This window comes from Roseovarius bejariae (genome assembly GCF_009669325.1).
GTDB classification, from domain to species: Bacteria; Pseudomonadota; Alphaproteobacteria; order Rhodobacterales; family Rhodobacteraceae; genus Roseovarius; species Roseovarius bejariae.
This window is the reverse complement of the sequence record NZ_SZWE01000001.1, coordinates 368,962-387,132: the sequence shown is the minus strand read 5'-3', so window position 1 is coordinate 387,132 and position 18,171 is coordinate 368,962. Positions and strand designations below refer to the sequence as shown.

Below are 18,171 nucleotides of genomic sequence, written 5' to 3'. Positions count from 1 at the left end.
CAAAGAGGGCCATGGTTGAATATCCCGATCTTGAGCTGCCGGATAACCCCAAGCTTACCCATAACATCACTCATTTCGCCCGGGCATTGCGCAAGGCGGGGCTGCCCATCGGGACAGGCAGGGTGATTGATGCCATCCGGGCGGTCGAGGCGGCGGGCTTCACCTCGAAAGCGGATTTTTTCTATACCCTGCGGGCCTGCTTCGTCTCCAAACCCGAGCACGCGGTGGTCTTCGCACAGGTCTTCCGCCTTTACTGGCGCGACCCGCGCTATATGGAGCACATGATGGCCATGATGCTGCCCGCCATTCGCGGCGTGCAGGAGGAGCGCGTGGCCCAGTCCGCCGAGAAACGCGCGGCGGAGGCGCTGCTCGATGGGGTGGAGCCGGATATCCCGGAACTGGCCGACCAGCCCGAGGAAGAAACGGTGATCGAGATCGACGCCTCGGCTACCATGTCCACCGAGGAACGCCTGCGGACACTGGACTTCGAACAGATGTCGACCGAGGAAGTGGCACAGGCCAAGCGGATGCTGGCGCGGTTGCGCCTGCCGGTGAAACCCTTTGCCTCGCGCCGGGGCATGGCCGATGCGCAGGGCGCGCGGCTGGACGCCCGCGCCACATTGCGCGCGGCCCTGCGGCGAGGCGGCGAGTTGCGCCGCATCCACCGGCAAAAACCGCGGCCGCGCTGGCCCAACCTCGTGGTGATCTGCGATATTTCCGGCTCGATGAGCCAATACAGCCGGATGGTCCTGCATTTCCTGCACGCGGTCGCAAACGAAAAGGGCGCGGGCTGGGCCAAGGTGCATGCTTTCACCTTCGGCACACGCCTGACCAATATCACCCGCCATCTGGCCACCCGCGATGTCGACGCGGCCTTGGCCGCCGCCGGCAAGGAGGCGCAGGATTGGGAGGGTGGCACCCGGATCGGCGATTGCCTGCATGCCTTCAACCGGGATTGGTCGCGCCGGGTCATGGGGCAGGGGGCGGTTGTTCTGCTGATCACCGACGGGCTGGACCGGGGCGATGCAGCGCCCCTGGAAAAGGAAATCGAGCGGCTGCACCTCTCCGCACGCCGCCTCATATGGCTCAATCCCTTGTTGAGGTGGGACGGGTTCGCCCCCAAGGCTAGTGGCATCAAGGCCATGCTGCCGCATGTCGATGCCTTCCGCGCGGGCCATTCCATCGCCACGCTGGAGGACTTGGCGCAGGCGATATCGAATGCGGACGACATGGGCGAAAAGGCCCGGTTGATGGCGGCGATGAAGGCTTGATCGGCCGCATTGATCGAAATCAAAAAAGATATTCCAAATATGATATATGTTGTCCGCCAGAAACAACGCGGAAGGACATTCCATGACACTCAACTGGAAACTGGGCGGGCTTTTGCTTGGCTTGGTGTTCTTTGGGGCCGTGCTATTGGTCAAACCCATCGGGGTGAGCACGCAATTCGTGATCCTCGATGCCATCGTGGCCGATGCGGTCAGCCCCGACCTGATCACCCAAACCGACGAAGGCTATACTTCGACCAATGCCTATCTTGCCAAGTCGGGCGGGAAATACGCCAAGAATGCCGCCAACCCGCTGAACTACAGCTTTGTCTTCGTGCTGGCGATGGCTGTGGGAGCGTTCCTTTCGGCCATGGCGCGCGGCGGCATCGGTGTGGATGAGCGGCGCCTGCCAGCCATCTGGTATGCAAATTACGGAGACACACCCGTCAAACGGTATGCCATGACCTTTCTGGGCGGCTTCATCGTGCTCTACGGTGCGCGCCTCGCGGGGGGCTGCACCTCGGGCCATATGATGAGCGGGATGATGCAGACCTCGATCTCGGGCTACATCTTTGCTGCAGGCGCCTTTGCCGCCGCTATCCCCACCGCAATGTTGCTTTATCCGAAGGAGGGCTGAGCCATGACAACGATCATTCTCGCTATCGTCATCGGGGCCGCTTTCGGCGTGGTGCTCGACCGGATCGGGGCCACCAACCCCAACTGGATCGGCAAGATGCTGACGCTGACCCACCTGCACCTGATGAAAACCATCCTGTTGGCTATCGGCACCGGGTCGATCCTGATGTTCGGCGGTCAGATGCTGGGCCTTGTGGACGTGGGCCATATGAGTGTGAAAACCGCTTATGTCGGGGTCTTCATCGGCGGGCTGTTGCTGGGCGCGGGCTGGGCCGCCGCCGGGTATTGCCCGGGCACTGGCGTTTGCGCCGCCGCATCGGGCCGCAAGGACGCGCTGTTTTTCATCGCGGGCGGCCTGTTGGGGGCGGCGGCCTATATGGTCACCTACCCGGCGTGGAAATCCACCGGCCTGCTTGAGGGGGAAAAGATGACCCTCGGCACGGTGCCGGGTACCGATTACCCCGCATTCGTGGGTATCTCTGGCGATTTGCTTGGCATTGTCATGGGGTTGGTCTTCGTCGCCATCGCCTTCGGTTTGCCGGAACGCTTGCGCGGCGCGGGTGAGGCCGTGGCCCCGGCCGAGTGATCCAATCCCGATAACCAGACCAAAGTCGCCCCCTCGGGGGCGGCTTTTTCGTTTGTGCCGCCCCGGTGCTGCCCGCATACTGCCCGGCAGGGGAGGTAGAGATGCAGCAGCGATTTGACGATATTCCCGAAACCGCCCTTGAGTGGCACCGCGCAGGCAAAGGCGCGGCCTTGGCCACCGTGGTGGAGACATGGGGCAGCGCGCCGCGCCGGGTGGGCAGCCAGCTGGCCATTTCGGGCGCGGGCGAGATCGAGGGCTCGGTTTCGGGCGGCTGCGTCGAAGGTGCCGTCGTGGCCGAGGCGATCGATGCCATCGAAGACGGCATCCCCGTCATGCTGGAATACGGCGTAAGCGATGGCGATGCCTTTGCCGTGGGGTTGGCTTGTGGTGGTACGATCCGGGTGCTGGTGGAACCTGTCGGTTCGGTCATGCCGGTCGAGATATTGGAAGATCTGGTTCTGGCGCGTGAATCGCGCATTCCCGTGGCCTATGTCACTGGCATGAAGGCCGAGCGTGCCCTTGTCAAAGAGGGCTACGTCGAACGCTTCCGCATGGATCGCTCAGGCTTCGAGGAAGATGGCGAAACCTTTGTCGCCATTCACAACCCGCCTTTGCGGATGATCATCGTGGGCGCGGTGCATATCGCGCAGGCGCTTGTGCCGATGGCCCGGATCGCGGGTTATGACCCGCTGTTGATCGACCCACGCGAAAGCTTTGCCAGCGAAGAGCGGTTCCCGGGTGAAACCATCCTTCACGAGTGGCCCGATGAAGGGGTGCAAGCCTTCGGACTGGATCAACGTACTGCGCTGGTGTTGTTGACCCATGATCCCAAGCTGGACGACCCGGCGTTGGAACAGGCCATGGCCAGCGATGTGTTTTATATCGGGGCCCTTGGCTCGACCCGGACGCATGCCAAGCGCGTGGCGCGGTTGGAAGAGAAAGGGTTCCCCCCCGATCAGATCGGTCGCATCCATGGCCCCGTTGGCCTTGATATCGGTGCGGCGGGACCGTCCGAGATCGCCGTCAGCATCTTGGCCGAGGCCACGCAGGTCTTGAGGACAGGCGCATGAAATTCGGCCCCGTGCCCGTGGATCAGGCCGAGGGGGCGATCTTGGCCCATTCGATGAAGCTGCCCGAGGGGCGGTTGCGCAAGGGATTGGTTCTTGGGGCCAGGCATCTTGAGGCGATCAAGGCGGCAGGAGAGGGGGAGGTGATCGTTGCCCAGCTTGGGAGCGACGATGTGCACGAAGACGATGCCGCACGGGTCTTGGCCGAGGCCCTGGCCGAGGGGGCGGAGGGCGTTCACCTGACCGCGCCTTTTACCGGGCGGGTCAATGTCATTGCCGATGGCCCCGGTGTGGTGCTTCTGGACGAGGCGCAGATTCATGCGGCCAACATGGTGAATCCGATGATTACCGTGGCCACGGTGGCCCCGTTCCATCAATTGGCCGCGGGAGGCATGGTGGCGACCATCAAGATGATCTCTTATGCCGTGTCGGAACAGGACTTGGGCAAAGCGGTCGAGGCGGCGCGCGGTGCCGTCCAATTTGCTCAACCCGTGCATGCAACGGCCAGCCTGATCCTGACCCACATTCCCGGCAGCCCGGGTAACAAGGGCATCGAGGCCGTGGAGCGGCGGGTGGATGGTTTGGGCATGAAACTGATCGAAACCCTGCGCTGCGATCATGACGAGGATATGCTGGCCCGGACCATCACGCAGGCCAAGGGGGATGTCGTGCTGATCCTGACAGCATCAGCCACGTCGGACCCCGCCGATACCGCGCCTGCCGCCTTGCGGCGGGCAGGCGGGCAGGTAGAGCGCTTTGGTCTGCCTGTGGACCCCGGTAACCTGCTGTTTCTGGGCGATTTGGATGGGCAGCCGGTGATTGGCCTGCCGGGCAGCGCGCGGTCCCCTGTGTTGCACGGGGCCGATTGGGTTTTGGCGCGGGTGGCATGCGGGGTGCCGATTGCATCGCGGGACATGGCGCGCATGGGGGTAGGGGGCTTGCTCAAGGAAATCCCCACGCGCCCACAGCCCCGCCACGCGCCCAAGTCCAAGCCCGAGTAATACCGCCGCAATGCCGACGTTATACCGACATGGTACAGACTGGGCGCCAATTGGGAGGATTGCGATCTCATTTATTGGGGTAAAATAATACCTAAATTGCAAGGCATTGAATTTGAAGTATTAATTCGCGCATCACGCGCTTGACCTGTCACGCCACGGGTTTATAACCGCGCCATCCGATGCAGGGGCGGTTTCCGCGCCCTGCCTTACGTCAAACCAAGGGATCTCCCTGATATGAAAACTTTTTCTGCGACTCCGGCAGATATCGACAAGAAATGGATCCTGATCGACGCGGAAGGCGTCGTTCTGGGCCGTCTCGCCTCGATCATCGCCATGCGCCTGCGCGGTAAGCACAAGGCCTCGTTCACGCCCAACATGGACATGGGTGACAACGTGATCGTCATCAATGCCGACAAGGTCCAGGTGACCGGCAACAAGCGTGACAAAGAGAACTACTGGCACACCGGGTACCCGGGCGGCATCAAATCCCGCACCACCGGCCAGATCCTTGAAGGCGACCACCCCGAGCGCGTGGTCATGCAGGCCGTCAAGCGCATGCTGCCGGGCAACCGCCTGGCCCGCAAGCAGATGACCAACCTGCGCGTCTACGCCGGCGCCGAGCATCCCCACGAGGCACAAAGCCCCGAGGTGCTGGACGTCAAGAACAAGAACTCCAAGAACACGCGGGTGGCTTACTGATGGCTGAAGAAATCAAATCGCTCGAAGGTCTGGAAGCCGTCGCCGAAGGCGCGCCCGTCGAGGCCGAAACCGAAACCCCGCGTGAGCCCGTCCGTGACGAATTGGGCCGCTCCTATGCCACCGGCAAGCGGAAAGACGCGGTTGCCCGTGTCTGGATCAAGCCCGGTTCGGGCAAGGTCGAGGTGAACGGCAAGGAGATGAACAAGTACTTTGCGCGCCCCGTGCTGCAAATGATCTTGCGCCAGCCCTTCACCGTGGCCGGTGTCGAGGATCAGTTCGACGTGATGGCAACCGTCAAGGGCGGTGGCTTGTCGGGTCAGGCCGGTGCGGTCAAGCACGGCATCTCGAAGGCGCTGCAACTTTTCGACCCGTCGCTGCGCGCACCGCTGAAAGCCGCAGGGTTCCTGACCCGCGACAGCCGCGTGGTGGAACGGAAAAAGTTCGGTCGCCGCAAAGCGCGCCGGAGCTTCCAGTTCTCGAAGCGTTAAGCGCAAAAATATTGTTTGGAAAGGGCTGCCCGATGGGGTGGCCCTTTTTTCATGAGCCGGGGTACGCAGTGCGGGGCCGGGATACTTCATGCAGTAAGAAAGAGGGACGTGGGGTTATTCGTCCGGCGGAACCAATCCCAAGCCCCGCAGGTAGATGCCGATGCCAGTCTCAAGCAAATCTTCGGGAGGAAAGGGCGATTGTGTCCCCGGTGAGTTGCGGGCAAACAGTTCCACGACCCCATGCGAGAGCGCCCAGACGTGGGCGCTGAACATGGCCGCAGGGGGGCGTTTATCTTCGGGAATATGCTGGCTGAGGTCCGAGGCGGCGCGTTCAAGGACAGCGCGCGCCTTGGCTGCGATCTGGGCCAGTTCGGGGGTGCGGTTGACGGAAATCCCGCTTTCGAACATGGCGATATAGTGGCCAGGGTATTTGCGGGCGAAGGCGAGATAGGCGCGGCCCGTAGCCTCGAAACTGGACAAGGCCGAGGGTTGGCCTTCGTCATAGGCGTATTGCATCACATCGGCGAAGATCACATAGCCCTGCCGCGCGGCCTCGGCGATCAGGTCGTCGCGGCCTGCGAAGTGGCGGTAGACAGCCGCAGGGGTGACACCGGCCTGTTTGGCGGCCTCGGACAGGGTGAAACCGGCCGGGCCCTTGGCCTCGATCAGCAAAAGCGCGGCTTCGACGAGGGCCTGTTTGAGGTTGCCGTGATGATAGCCGCGTTTAGCCATCCCAGATCTCGGGGCCGCCGCAGACCTCTTTATCGGGTTTACCGACTGATTTCTTGTCTTTGCGAGTATAGTCGATGTCGCGCAGGACATGGCGGATGGCCTCGACGCGCGCACGGCGTTTGTCATCGGAGCGGATGATGGTCCATGGGGCATGATCGGTATGTGAGCGTTCGAGCGTTTCGGAAATTGCCGCCGAGTAATCATCCCATTTCTTCAGACCCTCGACGTCGATCCGGCTGAGCTTCCATTGCTTGAGGGGGCTGGCCTCGCGCTTGAGAAACCGGCGCAGTTGTTCGGCGCGGCCCACGTTGAGCCAGAACTTGAAGAGGTGAATGCCCTCATCCACGAGCATTTTCTCGAAATCGGGCACTTGGGCGAAGAAATGTTCGCGCTGGTCGTCGGTGCAAAAGCCGAAAACCTTTTCGACAACACCGCGATTGTACCAACTGCGGTCATAAAACACGATCTCGCCACCGGCTGGCAGGTGATCGATATAGCGTTGGAAATACCATTGCGTCTGTTCGGTATCCGAGGGCTTGGAGAGCGCCACGACACGCGCGCCGCGTGGATTAAGGTATTCGCGGAAGCGTTTGATTGTGCCGCCTTTTCCGGCAGCATCACGACCTTCGAAGACGATAGCAATGCGGGCGCCGGTCTCTTTGGCCCAAGCCTGCAATTTGACCAGTTCGACTTGAAGTGCTTCAAGGTCTTTTTCGTAGTGTTTACGTGGCAAGCGTTCGGAATGGGGATAGTCGGGGTCGAGAACATCCCCCTTCTCCGCGCGCTTTATGGCGTTGCGGATGTCTTTGGGCGCATCGTCTTCGTAGAACTTGGTGATTGCACCGTCGAATGGCAGGTCCATGGGCCTCTCCTTTGTCGGGACCGACTATGGCGGCTTAGTCGCCGGGGTTCAATCCGGCGCGGCGCGCGGCGCGGTCTATGGCCTTGACCACCGCGTCTTGTGCGACGTGGTGCGGCATATGGGCAATGCCCGGCAGACTGGTGAGTTTGGCGCTTGGAACACGGGTCACGAGCGGGTCGGCGTGTATGGGCAGGCCGACAATGGTGTCAGCGGTGCCGTGGACGACCTCAACCGGAATCTGGATACGGTCGTATTGGCCGTGCAAGTCTTCGATTTCCGCCAGCAGGTTGGCGCGTTGCAGGGCATTGGCTCGGAGCGTTTCGCGTCGCAGGGTCAGTCCCGCGCCAATGTGGTCAATATACCCGTCTGGCACGGCGTTTGGCTCAAAGATGCTGGACACTTCGCGCTCGACCCGGTCGTCATGGACGAAGGCGGTGAGCAAGGGGATGACCAGAGGCCCGAGGACCGGGTGCGACAGCACCTTGTAATAGGTCGAAAGCGGGCTGGTCCAAGGGTGCGAGGGCGAGGCGAGGGGGATGAGAGCCGAGATATACTGTGGTTCATGCACGGCCCAGGCAAGCGCCACGGCCCCACCATAGGAATGGCCCATGACGATGGGCGCCTCGACCCCCAATTGCCGGGCGGCCGCCGAAAGCAGTTCAGCCTGTTGGCGGATTGTTGCGCCTGTGGTGTTGATGCGATCCGTATAGCCAAGGCCGGGGCGGTCGAAGACCGTGACGCGGTAGCGTTTGGCCAGACGCGGCGCGAGGCTGTGGGTCATGTCGCGGATATTGCCGCTGGCCCCGTGGATGAGGATCAGATCGGGGCCTTCGCCCATCGTGAGGGCGTGAACCCGGTGGCCGTTCACCTGAACGAACTGCCCCTGCGGCGGAAAGGCCGCTTCGGCGCGGGCCTCATGCAGGCGGGCGCGGTGTTGGGCATAGGCCCACAGGAGCACCAGCGAGACGAGGCAAGCAAGGATGATCTTAACGGCCAATGGCATTCATGTCGAAGGGCGTGGATTGGTAAATCTCGTTGATCCAGTTGCCATAGAGCAGGTGCGCGTGGCTACGCCAGCGGTTTTGCGGCGGGCGGCTGGGATCGTCCTCGGGGTAGTAATTGCAAGGCACGTTGATCGGCGTGTCATTGGCGACGTCGCGGTCATATTCCTGCTTGAGCGTATCGCTGTCATATTCGAGGTGGTTGAAGATATAGAGCGCGCGATGTGCCGGGTCTTCCACCAGACAGGGGCCGACCTCGTCGCTGTGCAGCAGGATATGCAGGCCCGGCACGGCGTCAATCTCATCTTTTCGCATCTCGGTCCAGCGGCTGACCGGGATCACGCAGTCATCCGAAAAGCCCCGCAGGAAGGGCGAGGCAGGCGCCATGTTGCGGTGCCGAAAACACCCGAACGCCTTGTGATCCAGCAGGTGCTTTTTCACACCATGAAAGTGGTTGATCATCGCCATACCGCCCCAGCACACTCCGAATGTGGAGTGGACGTGGGTTTGCGTCCAATCAAAGATTTCGCGCAGCTCATCCCAGTAGGTCACATCGGCAAAATCCAGATGTTCGATGGGGGCGCCGGTAATGACAAGGCCATCGAATTTCTCGCCAGTGGCAGCCACGTCCGCGAAGGGGCGGTAGAAGCTTTTCATGTGATCGGCGGCGGTGTTGCGCGTGCGGTGTTCACTCATCCGGATAAGGCTGAGCTCGATTTGCAGCGGCGTGGCCCCGATCAGGCGGGCGAACTGGTTCTCGGTCTGGATTTTCTTCGGCATCAGGTTGAGAAGCCCGATGCGCAGGGGGCGGATGTCCTGACGCGATGCCTGATCCTCGGACATGACCATGACGCCTTCGCGCGTGAGCACGTCATAGGCGGGCAAGTCTTCAGGGATCTTGATGGGCATGTGTCAGGTCTTTCGCGGTTTCGGTTTAGATAGAGGTTCAGGCGTGGCGCTCAAGAGCACTGGCCACCATATCCTCGAATTGATCGGCGGTATTGACGCCGGCCACCTCGTCGGCGGTCAGGGTGACGCCCCATTTCGCCATGGCATCATAGCGCGGCTGGCGGTGGGCGAGGGCGCGCGCATAGGTCCAGCGGATGAAGGCATCCGGATCAACCTTGTCGGGGGCGTTACCGGTTTCCTTGAGGTAATCGGCCCATGCACCATCAAGGAATTCGGGCTGGTAGGCCATGGGCTTGGGCGCGCGATCAAAGCGGCGGATCAGTTCCTGAGTATGGGCCTCGGAGCCTTTGAGGTAGACGAGCAGGCAGTGTTTCGACAATTCGGACAGCAAGGCGTCGTCGGGGTCATCGCCATCCACCCATTCACAGATCGACCCGCCGGTATCGCAGACGAAATGCGGGTAGCCATAGAGGCTTTCCGCGCGGGTAATGAAATGCGCTGTATCCTCAAGGGCGGCTATCTCGGCTCGGCGGAATTGCTCTTGCCGTTGGCGATACTCTTCGATCGGCAAGCCGCCTTTCAACGGGTCGCCGGGTTTTCCAAGGTATGTCGAGACCGGGGCAAGATTGTTGAAGGTGATGTTGGAGCCGATGTAGATCGAGTCGGTCAACAGCAGGTCGCGCAAGAAGGGCACCTGCATGGCATGGGCCTTGGCGTTGTCGGCGATCAACTCGCCCATGTAACGGGTGCCGATACGGTAGTCGATCGAGTAGTGAAACCACGCACCCGAGTCCCGCAGCATGTTGGACAGGTGGGTCTTGCCAAGCCCCGACATGCCGTAAAACAAAACCCGCTTGTGCTTGGCGTCCCGCCAGTCTTGTGCCGATTGATAGATCATGGACTGCCCCCTTTATCGTGTTGTGGTACCGAGCGGGGCAGAGGGCGTCAAATCCAAAGGGGCCGGACAAAGAAAAACCCCGCCCGGAAGGGGCGGGGTTCATTCTTTCAAGCATGTAATAACTTAGTAGTTCCAGCCCACTTTGAAACCGAAACCCACTGCAGTGTTGTCGGAAAAGTTTGACGGAGCCGTCACGCCCAGGCCAACAGGAACGTTTGTGGTGGCATTACCAATCCAAGTGACGTTGACGCCCGAGGAAATCGATAGATTGTCTTTCTGGTAGCGCGTACCAAGGGTAATTCCGAATTTACCGCTGGTCGGTCCAAGGTTTGAGACAGGTGTGCTGGAATCGCCATCTTCATAGGTCATGGAAACCGAACCGGACCAAGTATCGTTGAAACGGCGACCGACACCTAATGTGTAGGTATAGGTATCATCCGTATAGGACAGGAAAGGCGACCCGAATGCCGTGCGATAATCGGCAGGGTCGATCACGAAGTCCGACCAATCAACCCAACGCACACCGCCGAAAACGAGGGTGTTCTGAGCCACGCCAGTCTGAAAATCAAGGTTTATGGATTGTGGGGTCTCGATCTCGGTCACACTAAAGCGACCTAACCCGACCGCACTATTTTCGATGGTGTCGTGATCGCTTGAGATCTTGGAGTTATATGTCAACGACACACGCAGCGCGATCTCGGGGCGCTCGTAGCTGACACCGGCCAAATAACCGACACCATAGTCGCCACGGCCAGTGACATTGTAGGCCTGAGCGCCACCGATCACGATTGTAGAATTCGCATCAACCCTTTGCAGTCGCAAACCGCCATGTACGCCAAATCCGTTATCCATGCGGTATCTCAGAGCACCTGTGATTGCGCTCGAATTCAACTCTGCCGTGGTGCCGGCCAAAGGATAGCCTGTTGCAACAGGGTAGCTTGCGTCGGCTCCAAAGGGTTGATCAAAAATGATCGCATAGCTGAGTTTTTCTGTCAGTTGCTGTTTATAGGCCGCGCCAAGCTGCCAATAGGTGTCGGCCATGTCACCGGATGCTAAACCTACCACGCTACCGCTTACGGAAGGGGATACTGTACCAAAGCTAAGCTCGGCGTAATTTCCCTCTTGGAACAGCGCTCCGATGGATTGGCCAGACCGGTCGATACCACCGGCGGTTGCGGTGCCTGCGGCGGCGGTCAGGGCCGCTGCTGCGAATGCTAGTTTCTTCATCTGTTCTCTCTCCTCCAGATATTGAGGTGATGCTACAGGCGGTTACTTGCCGGTCAATTTTTACGCAACGTCAGTTACGTAACGGAAGGAACAAGGTGTTCGGAAAGCCACAATTAAGGGTGGTATCCGCCGTCAGCTGGGCTTGCGGCGCGTCTCGGACCAGAGGTTCAGGTAATTCGCGCCAAAGATGATCGCGGCGCCGAGAATCACCATGGCTTCGATTTGCTCTTGGTAGAGCATCAAACCAAGTAGGGCGATCAGGGGGAGGCGCAGGAAGTCAACCGGCGTTATCAAGGTGGCGGGCGCCATGGAGAGGGCGGTGGTCAGGCAATAATGGGCCATGAGCCCGCCAAGTGCGACCAAGACCAGCCACGGGGCGCTTTCAGGTGAAGGCAGGGCAATGTTCCCGTCGACGCCGGCGCAGATCACGCCGAAAAGGCTTTGGCTGAGTGTCATCCAGAAAAGGATACAGGTCAGGGTTTCGGTACGGGTCAGGCGTTTGGTGGCAATGATCGATCCGGCAAAGCCGATGGCCGCGCTAAGCGCGGCAAGTGTGCCGATGTTCACGGTCTCAGGGCTTGGCCGAGTGACAATCAGAATGCCGATGAACCCCATGACAGCCGCAACGACACGCATCGAGGTCAGCCGTTCACCCAGAACGAGCGGGGACAGAACCAGAACCCAAAGCGGTGACGTGAACTCAAGCGCGAACACCTGCGCGAGTGGGATCAAGGTGATTGCGTAAAACCAAAGGTTTTGCCCGGTAAAGTGGAAAACATTCCGCACAATATGCAGCCATGGTTTGCGCCCGGTGATCGTCTGGTACGAGCGCGTGAGGCTGGCCACGATCATGAGGATGATCAGGCCGATTATGCTTCGGTACATCATGATCTCGAATGTATCGAGCTCGAAGCTGACCTCACGGCCCGCGATGGCCATTGCCGAGAACGAGACCACGGCCCCCAGCATCCAAAGTGCCGCGCGCAGGGACGTGGCGGAATCGATCTTTCCAGGGCATGTGGGGGTCATTCCCACTCGATCGTGCCGGGCGGTTTCGAGGTGACATCATAGGTCACGCGATTGATGCCCTTGACCTCGTTGATGATGCGCGTTGCTGTTTCACCAAGGAAATCGTGGCTGAAGGGATAGTAATCGGCCGTCATGCCATCCACCGAGGTGACCGCGCGCAGGGCGCAGGCGTAATCATAGGTCCGCCCATCGCCCATGACACCAACGGTGCGCACGGGAAGGATGGCGACGAAGGCCTGCCAGATATCGTCGTAAAGCCCGTGTTTGCGGATCTGGTCGATATAGACCGCATCGGCCTTGCGCAGGATTTCAAGCTTATCGCGGGTAATCTCGCCGGGGCAGCGGATGGCAAGGCCCGGCCCGGGGAAGGGATGCCGCCCGATGAAGGAGGCAGGCAGGCCCAATTCGTGGCCAAGCGCGCGCACCTCGTCCTTGAACAATTCGCGCAGCGGTTCCACCAGTTTCAGGCCCATCTTTTCGGGCAGGCCGCCGACGTTGTGGTGGCTTTTGATCGTAACGGAAGGACCACCCGAGAAGCTGACTGATTCAATGACATCAGGATAGAGCGTGCCCTGGGCCAGGAATTCGGCGCCCTCGATTTCGCCTGCGTATTTCTGGAACACGTCGATGAAGAGGCGGCCAATGGTTTTTCTTTTTTCCTCCGGGTCACTTACGCCTTCAAGTTCACCTAGGAAAAGGTCGGATTCATCGGCGTGAATCAGCGGAATGTTGTAGTGATCGCGGAACATGCCGACGACTTCTTCGGCCTCGTTGAGACGCAGAAGCCCGTGATCCACAAAGACACAGGTGAGTTGATCTCCGATAGCCTCGTGGATCAGCACGGCGGCGACCGAGCTGTCGACGCCACCGGAAAGGCCGCAGATCACCTGCTTGTCGCCGACCTGTTCGCGAATTTGGCGGATCGCTTCGTCTTTGTAGGCGGCCATGGTCCAGTCGCCTTTGAACCCGGCCAGGCGGACAAAGTTTTCGTAAAGCGTCTTGCCGTTGGGCGTGTGGTGCACCTCGGGGTGAAACTGCACGGCATAAAAATTGCGGCTGAGGTCGGCGGTGATCGCGAACGGCGCATTGGGCGAGGTGCCGAACACCTCGAAACCCGGGGCGATCTTGCTGACGTGGTCGCCGTGGCTCATCCAGACCTGTTCGCGCTCTTCAAGGAACCAACCGTTCAGCAGGTCGATTCGCTGCTCAGATGGGGTGACATAGGCGCGGCCAAATTCCGCGGTGCCATCTCCGCGTTCCACGCGACCGCCGAGCATGTGCATCATCACCTGCTGGCCGTAACAAATCCCCAGAATCGGCACACCCAGATCGAATACCGATGCAGGCGGGCGCGGCGATGCCTCGTCAATCACACTGGCCGGGCCACCGGAAAAAATCACGGCTTTCGGGGAAAACCCCTTGAGAAAGTCATCGGTGACGTTCTGGAACGGGTGGATTTCACAATATACATTCAACTCGCGCAAACGGCGGGCGATCAGCTGCGTCACCTGGCTGCCGAAGTCGATGATAAGAAGGCGGTCGTGGGATGTCTGGCTCATGTCATGCCTACTAGGCCCGAGGCGCGTTTTGCGCAAGGGGCAATGGGAATCTGTAAAAAATCGACACAAGGTCTGGTGTCAGATGTCGCTATAGCACCTCAAGGGGCGCAAATCTCCGATGTCCGGGCCGGGCGTTGCGATAATATCTCCTGAAGCTGCACCCGAGGGGGGTGCGTATCATTGCAGGGGTAGAACATGGCCGAAGCAGCAACCCGTAGACGTGGCCGTGGTGGCGGTGGTGCCGCCCGTCGGGCAGAACGTACAGCCGTCAGCGTGGAGACCGCCAAGTACATCGAGCGGAACATTCCGCTTTACGAAGTGCTTGACGATGAGGCGCTTGAGATCATCGAGCGCAATGCCGAGACAATTCTGGAAGAAGTTGGCGTTAATTTCGTCGAGAACCCCGCCGCGCTTGATCGGTGGCGTGAGGCGGGGGCAGACGTGCGCGGTGAGCGCGTGCACATCCCCCGGGGTCTGGCGCGAAAGTTGTGTGCGACCGCGCCGTCGCGATTTACTCAACATGCCCGCAATCCCGAGCGGAATGTCGAGATCGGCGGCAAGACGCTGGTTTGTGCCCCCATCTATGGCCCGCCCTTTGTGCGTGATATGGAAGGTGGCCGTCGCTATGCGACCATGGCCGATTTCGAGAAGTTCGTGAAACTTGGCTACATGTCGAAGTGGTTGCACCATTCGGGCGGGACCGTGTGCGAACCTACCGATATTCCGGTGAACAAGCGTCACCTTGATATGTTGCACGCGCACATGACCCTGAGCGACAAACCCTATATGGGGTCGGTGACAGATCCGTCCCGCGCGCAAGACAGCGTGGAGATGTGCGAGATTCTGTTCGGCAAGGAGTTCGTTCAGGACAACACGGTGATGACCTCGCTGATCAACGTGAATTCGCCGATGACCTTTGACGAGGTCATGATGGGTGCGCTTGAGGTCTATGCCACCAACAACCAAGCCTGCATCATATCGCCCTTCATCGTCGGGGGTGCCATGGCGCCTGTATCGGTTATGGGCACCCTGACGCAGGTTCTGGCCGAGGTCATGGCCGGGATCGCATACAGTCAGCTCATTCGCCCCGGTGCACCGGTGATCTTCGGCGCCTTCGTCAGCTCTATCGATATGAATAGCGGCGCGCCGACCTTTGGCACGCCCGAGGCGAGCCAGATCATCTATGGCGCGGGCCAACTGGCGCGGCGCATGGGGCTTCCATTCCGGTCGGGCGGGTCGCTTTGCGGGTCCAAGTTGCCGGATGCGCAGGCCGCTTATGAGACCGCGAATACCTTTAACGCGGTCCTTCTTGGCGGTGTGAACTTCATGCTGCATAGCTGCGGCTGGCTTGAGGGTGGCCTTGTGGCCAGCTTTGAGAAGTTTGTCATGGATGCCGATCAACTGGGCGTTCTACACAAGCTGGCCGCCGGCATCGCGACGGATGAAAACGGTCAGGCAATGGACGCCATCCGCGAAGTTGGGCCCGGGGGGCACTATCTGGGGTGTGCCCACACGCAAGCCAACTTCAAGGAGGCGTTCTGGCGCTCGGATGTCTTGGATTACAAACCCTTCGAGACATGGCATGAAGACGGTGAGCGCGACACCATGACCTTGGCCAATGCCAAGTTGCATCAGATGTTGAACACCTATCAACAACCGGCTTTGGATCCTGCTATCGCAGAAGCCTTGGCCGCTTATGTCGCCGAAAAGAAAAGCTCTATGCCTGACGCTTTCTCCTGAAGGTTAGGGGTGGCGCGCTTCACGAAACAGGCGCGCCTCCCCCATCATCGCGATTAAGATTTCAACGTGACGGGCTGGGGAATACTCAGCCTGTTCGTTTTTGCGCTGACTATCGATCTCTGCCTCCAACTCTATCAGTTGATCAAGGGCGGCCCCGCTAGAGGCAGGCGGCATGGCTCCAATAAGACGTATAAGATGATTTGTACGGCGATATTGAGCCGCCCCAATTCGCGCGGCACGGATCAATAGGCCAGGGCGTCGAACGGCATGAATGGTGGCTAAGACATCTTTCATTGCAAGGTTCCCACGGTGATTATTACAGTCCGATACTCGCACAACTTATTGGGGTGTTGCATTGCCTCCATGTCAGCGAACGCTGGCTTTTCCGTTTGTTTACAATTGGGAAACGATCCTTGACCGGGCGTTAATAGATTAATGAACCGGTAATAAGTGCTCGTAAAGGTTGTATTAACGATTGGGGATACCTGTATGCAACACTCAGAGAGAGGCAAGGCCCGGATGCCTGACGGATGTATCAAGCCCATTGGGAACAATGGGGGCGGGATCGTACCGTCATGGGTGCCGCAGGCTGCGTTACATTACCTCGCGCATACAGAAACGGGCAGGTCGATACGTGCAATTGCGCGCGAGGCGGGTTGTCATGCGTCGACGGTGTTGCGACAAATTCGAGCGTGCGAAACCCGCCGAGACGATTTGTTGTTTGATCATGCCCTGCGCCGCTTGGAAAAGCGCGTCGCCGCACGAGCAACCGGTTCTTCCACAAAGGAGAACCTGAAAATGGCCACTTATTCCAAACACCCTGTCCAGTCCGGTAAAGGACCTCTGACCGAAGAACTTCTGTCAGCCGAAGCCTTGCGGGTTTTGCCGAGGCTGTGTGAGGCGAACGCACTTCTGGCGGTGGCACAGGCCATGCAGAAAGCCATCGTGATCCGGGATTCCGGTTCCGATGACGAACGACGCACCGCCGTCGTGGACAAGGAAATCGCCGAAGCCATGGCGCTAAAGAACTGGATATCCTGTGATATGCCGGGTCGTGTCTCTCGCTATCACATCACGCGCGAGGGGCGGTTGGCGCTGAACAAGATGATGGCTGAAACCGAAAACCGCGCATCGGGTTTCTCTGAGGCGGCGTGCCATTTCAAAGGCGCGCCGACCATGTCGGCAATGGGTCAAAGCAATACGTCGAACTCGCGAACGCGCATCCGCTATAGCAGCGCCGAGACACCAATGGCCGCTTTGGCGCGTCGCAAGGACAGGGATGGTCGCCCCTTCTTGTCGCAACAACTTGTTCGCGCCGGTGAGTGTCTTCGCGAAGATTTCGAGTTGGCCCAATTGCAGAAACTGGACCTCAAAAGCGCCGAAGCCTTCGTAAATGCCATGGCGGAAGTAAAGCCGGGGATAAGGCCTTCGGAGGCCGCAGCGCAAAAACGCGTCTTGACGGCACTGCACGATCTGGGCCCCGGCCTTGGCGATGTCGCCTTGCGGTGTTGTTGTTACCTGGAAGGGTTGGAAAAGGCCGAAAAGCGAATGGGATGGTCGGCACGTTCGGGCAAGATCGTGCTGCGTATCGCCCTTCAGCGCCTCAGGAAACATTACGATACGGTCGGGGATCACGCCGGGTTGATGGGTTAACCCCCTACGATCAAGCCCACCATGAAGGCCACCACGGCACAAACCGTGCCCACCAAAACGGTCTCACCCACGGATCGCGCGATGCGTTCGCGCGTCGCGCTCCAGCGGAGCAGGCCAAGGCCGATGAGGGCACAGAAGGTTGCCATGACGGATAGGGCAAAGGTCGTGTCGGTTGGATCAAGCAGGAAATAGGGCACAAGGGGAATCGCGCCGAAGACGACAAAGGACAGAAAGGTGAACAAACCGTTCAGGGCCGGGCTGTCCTCATCCGGGTCCTGCATTCCGAATTCGTAGGTCATCATCAGGTCTGCCATGATTCTCGGGTGCCTGGACAGAATGGCTGTGGTCGTATCCGCTTCACCGGCAGGCAGACCGCGTTGGCGGAGAATCTCGAAAAGCTCCATGCGTTCCTGTTCCGGGTTCTGTTGGATTTCGCGTAATTCGCTTTCGCGCCGCGATCTGTAAAGATCATGCTGGGATCGGGCCGATAAGAATTCACCCAATCCCATGCTGACGGCATCGGCGAAAAGATTGGCAAGACCAAAGACCAAAACGGCCAGACCGCCGATCTGGGCAACGCCGTCGGCGGCGGCCCCGGCGAACCCCGCGACAATGGCAAAGGTCGTCACGATACCATCGTTGCCACCATAGACGATCTGTTTGAGAAATTCCTGTGTCTGGCCGAGGGCATGTGCCTCGCGCCGATGGGCTTGCCAATCCATATCTGCTCCGGTGGGTTTGGGCGAAAACTTGGTGCAAGATAGCTGACATACCGTTGCACGCAAACCATATGAGGCCCCCGTGTAAAAAGAGCCG

At 59.8% G+C, this 18,171-nt stretch carries 19 protein-coding genes; 9 read left to right on the top strand and 10 right to left on the bottom strand.

Translation table 11 applies throughout. The features are described from left to right. The first annotated feature begins 11 nt into the window (after positions 1–11). From FDP25_RS01900 to rpsI, 7 genes are all read left to right on the top strand, one after another. Positions 12–1,271, top strand: a complete 1,260-nt coding sequence (locus tag FDP25_RS01900) for a vWA domain-containing protein (protein ID WP_154148480.1) — start codon at positions 12–14, stop codon at positions 1,269–1,271. Positions 1,272–1,353: 82 nt separating this feature from the next. Next, positions 1,354–1,905 carry a YeeE/YedE thiosulfate transporter family protein gene (locus FDP25_RS01895; RefSeq protein WP_154148479.1) on the top strand — a complete coding sequence of 184 codons (552 nt, stop codon included), beginning with the start codon at positions 1,354–1,356 and terminating at the stop codon, positions 1,903–1,905. Positions 1,906–1,908: 3 nt separating this feature from the next. Then, entirely contained in the window at positions 1,909–2,490 is a 582-nt protein-coding gene (locus FDP25_RS01890; protein ID WP_154148478.1) for a YeeE/YedE thiosulfate transporter family protein, read from the top strand. A gap of 101 nt (positions 2,491–2,591) precedes the next feature. Then, on the top strand, positions 2,592–3,560 hold the full coding sequence (locus tag FDP25_RS01885) for an XdhC family protein (RefSeq protein ID WP_154148477.1): 969 nt from the start codon (positions 2,592–2,594) through the stop codon (positions 3,558–3,560). Then, positions 3,557–4,558 carry a molybdopterin-binding protein gene (locus tag FDP25_RS01880; protein ID WP_154148476.1) on the top strand — a complete coding sequence of 334 codons (1,002 nt, stop codon included), beginning with the start codon at positions 3,557–3,559 and terminating at the stop codon, positions 4,556–4,558. The genes FDP25_RS01885 and FDP25_RS01880 overlap by 4 nt, the downstream gene beginning before the upstream one ends. 234 nt (positions 4,559–4,792) lie before the next feature. Continuing rightward, complete coding sequence (gene rplM / locus FDP25_RS01875; protein ID WP_154148475.1) at positions 4,793–5,257, top strand: 50S ribosomal protein L13; 465 nt, start codon at positions 4,793–4,795, stop codon at positions 5,255–5,257. Continuing rightward, a complete protein-coding gene (gene rpsI, locus FDP25_RS01870; protein ID WP_154148474.1) occupies positions 5,257–5,745 on the top strand; it encodes a 30S ribosomal protein S9 in 489 nt (162 codons plus the stop codon). The genes rplM and rpsI overlap by 1 nt, the downstream gene beginning before the upstream one ends. 114 nt (positions 5,746–5,859) lie before the next feature. Here rpsI and FDP25_RS01865 read toward each other — a convergent pair whose 3' ends face one another. The 8 genes from FDP25_RS01865 to guaA all read right to left on the bottom strand — a co-directional run bounded on the left by FDP25_RS01865 (position 5,860) and on the right by guaA (position 13,962). Next, complete coding sequence (locus FDP25_RS01865) at positions 5,860–6,477, bottom strand: TetR/AcrR family transcriptional regulator (RefSeq protein ID WP_154148473.1); 618 nt, start codon at positions 6,475–6,477, stop codon at positions 5,860–5,862. After that, a complete protein-coding gene (gene ppk2, locus FDP25_RS01860) occupies positions 6,470–7,339 on the bottom strand; it encodes a polyphosphate kinase 2 (protein ID WP_154148472.1) in 870 nt (289 codons plus the stop codon). The genes FDP25_RS01865 and ppk2 overlap by 8 nt, the downstream gene beginning before the upstream one ends. A gap of 34 nt (positions 7,340–7,373) precedes the next feature. After that, on the bottom strand, positions 7,374–8,342 hold the full coding sequence (locus FDP25_RS01855) for an alpha/beta fold hydrolase (protein ID WP_154148471.1): 969 nt from the start codon (positions 8,340–8,342) through the stop codon (positions 7,374–7,376). Next, positions 8,326–9,249: a homoserine O-acetyltransferase MetA gene (gene metA, locus FDP25_RS01850; protein WP_154148470.1), complete on the bottom strand. Its 924-nt coding sequence runs from the start codon at positions 9,247–9,249 to the stop codon at positions 8,326–8,328. The genes FDP25_RS01855 and metA overlap by 17 nt, the downstream gene beginning before the upstream one ends. Positions 9,250–9,286: 37 nt before the next feature. Then, a complete protein-coding gene (locus FDP25_RS01845) occupies positions 9,287–10,147 on the bottom strand; it encodes an ATPase (RefSeq protein WP_154148469.1) in 861 nt (286 codons plus the stop codon). Between the two features lie 123 nt (positions 10,148–10,270). After that, complete coding sequence (locus FDP25_RS01840; protein ID WP_154148468.1) at positions 10,271–11,374, bottom strand: hypothetical protein; 1,104 nt, start codon at positions 11,372–11,374, stop codon at positions 10,271–10,273. Positions 11,375–11,506: 132 nt separating this feature from the next. Further along, positions 11,507–12,403, bottom strand: coding sequence for a DMT family transporter (locus FDP25_RS01835; RefSeq protein ID WP_246175737.1), 897 nt, complete (start codon positions 12,401–12,403; stop codon positions 11,507–11,509). Beyond that, a complete protein-coding gene (guaA, locus tag FDP25_RS01830) occupies positions 12,400–13,962 on the bottom strand; it encodes a glutamine-hydrolyzing GMP synthase (RefSeq protein WP_154148467.1) in 1,563 nt (520 codons plus the stop codon). The genes FDP25_RS01835 and guaA overlap by 4 nt, the downstream gene beginning before the upstream one ends. A 195-nt stretch (positions 13,963–14,157) precedes the next feature. On the opposite strand from guaA, the gene FDP25_RS01825 reads away from it, so the two are divergent. Further along, positions 14,158–15,702: a trimethylamine methyltransferase family protein gene (locus FDP25_RS01825; protein WP_154148466.1), complete on the top strand. Its 1,545-nt coding sequence runs from the start codon at positions 14,158–14,160 to the stop codon at positions 15,700–15,702. A gap of 3 nt (positions 15,703–15,705) precedes the next feature. Here FDP25_RS01825 and FDP25_RS17140 read toward each other — a convergent pair whose 3' ends face one another. Beyond that, entirely contained in the window at positions 15,706–15,996 is a 291-nt protein-coding gene (locus FDP25_RS17140) for a DUF6477 family protein (RefSeq protein ID WP_154148465.1), read from the bottom strand. A gap of 225 nt (positions 15,997–16,221) precedes the next feature. Here FDP25_RS17140 and FDP25_RS01815 point away from each other — a divergent pair, with 225 nt between their 5' ends. Further along, positions 16,222–17,355: a DUF6456 domain-containing protein gene (locus FDP25_RS01815; protein WP_154152990.1), complete on the top strand. Its 1,134-nt coding sequence runs from the start codon at positions 16,222–16,224 to the stop codon at positions 17,353–17,355. Here the strand turns inward: FDP25_RS01815 and FDP25_RS01810 are convergent. After that, positions 17,352–18,077 carry a VIT1/CCC1 transporter family protein gene (locus FDP25_RS01810; protein WP_154148464.1) on the bottom strand — a complete coding sequence of 242 codons (726 nt, stop codon included), beginning with the start codon at positions 18,075–18,077 and terminating at the stop codon, positions 17,352–17,354. The genes FDP25_RS01815 and FDP25_RS01810 overlap by 4 nt on opposite strands. Between the last annotated feature and the right edge of the window lie 94 nt (positions 18,078–18,171).

Coding starts and splice junctions, on each gene's coding strand:
- FDP25_RS01900 (WP_154148480.1), top strand. CDS start 12: ATGGTTGAATATCCCGATCTTGAGCTGCCGGATAACCCCAAGCTTACC.
- FDP25_RS01895 (WP_154148479.1), top strand. CDS start 1,354: ATGACACTCAACTGGAAACTGGGCGGGCTTTTGCTTGGCTTGGTGTTC.
- FDP25_RS01890 (WP_154148478.1), top strand. CDS start 1,909: ATGACAACGATCATTCTCGCTATCGTCATCGGGGCCGCTTTCGGCGTG.
- FDP25_RS01885 (WP_154148477.1), top strand. CDS start 2,592: ATGCAGCAGCGATTTGACGATATTCCCGAAACCGCCCTTGAGTGGCAC.
- FDP25_RS01880 (WP_154148476.1), top strand. CDS start 3,557: ATGAAATTCGGCCCCGTGCCCGTGGATCAGGCCGAGGGGGCGATCTTG.
- rplM (WP_154148475.1), top strand. CDS start 4,793: ATGAAAACTTTTTCTGCGACTCCGGCAGATATCGACAAGAAATGGATC.
- rpsI (WP_154148474.1), top strand. CDS start 5,257: ATGGCTGAAGAAATCAAATCGCTCGAAGGTCTGGAAGCCGTCGCCGAA.
- FDP25_RS01865 (WP_154148473.1), bottom strand. CDS start 6,477: ATGGCTAAACGCGGCTATCATCACGGCAACCTCAAACAGGCCCTCGTC.
- ppk2 (WP_154148472.1), bottom strand. CDS start 7,339: ATGGACCTGCCATTCGACGGTGCAATCACCAAGTTCTACGAAGACGAT.
- FDP25_RS01855 (WP_154148471.1), bottom strand. CDS start 8,342: ATGCCATTGGCCGTTAAGATCATCCTTGCTTGCCTCGTCTCGCTGGTG.
- metA (WP_154148470.1), bottom strand. CDS start 9,249: ATGCCCATCAAGATCCCTGAAGACTTGCCCGCCTATGACGTGCTCACG.
- FDP25_RS01845 (WP_154148469.1), bottom strand. CDS start 10,147: ATGATCTATCAATCGGCACAAGACTGGCGGGACGCCAAGCACAAGCGG.
- FDP25_RS01840 (WP_154148468.1), bottom strand. CDS start 11,374: ATGAAGAAACTAGCATTCGCAGCAGCGGCCCTGACCGCCGCCGCAGGC.
- FDP25_RS01835 (WP_246175737.1), bottom strand. CDS start 12,403: ATGACCCCCACATGCCCTGGAAAGATCGATTCCGCCACGTCCCTGCGC.
- guaA (WP_154148467.1), bottom strand. CDS start 13,962: ATGAGCCAGACATCCCACGACCGCCTTCTTATCATCGACTTCGGCAGC.
- FDP25_RS01825 (WP_154148466.1), top strand. CDS start 14,158: ATGGCCGAAGCAGCAACCCGTAGACGTGGCCGTGGTGGCGGTGGTGCC.
- FDP25_RS17140 (WP_154148465.1), bottom strand. CDS start 15,996: ATGAAAGATGTCTTAGCCACCATTCATGCCGTTCGACGCCCTGGCCTA.
- FDP25_RS01815 (WP_154152990.1), top strand. CDS start 16,222: ATGCCTGACGGATGTATCAAGCCCATTGGGAACAATGGGGGCGGGATC.
- FDP25_RS01810 (WP_154148464.1), bottom strand. CDS start 18,077: ATGGATTGGCAAGCCCATCGGCGCGAGGCACATGCCCTCGGCCAGACA.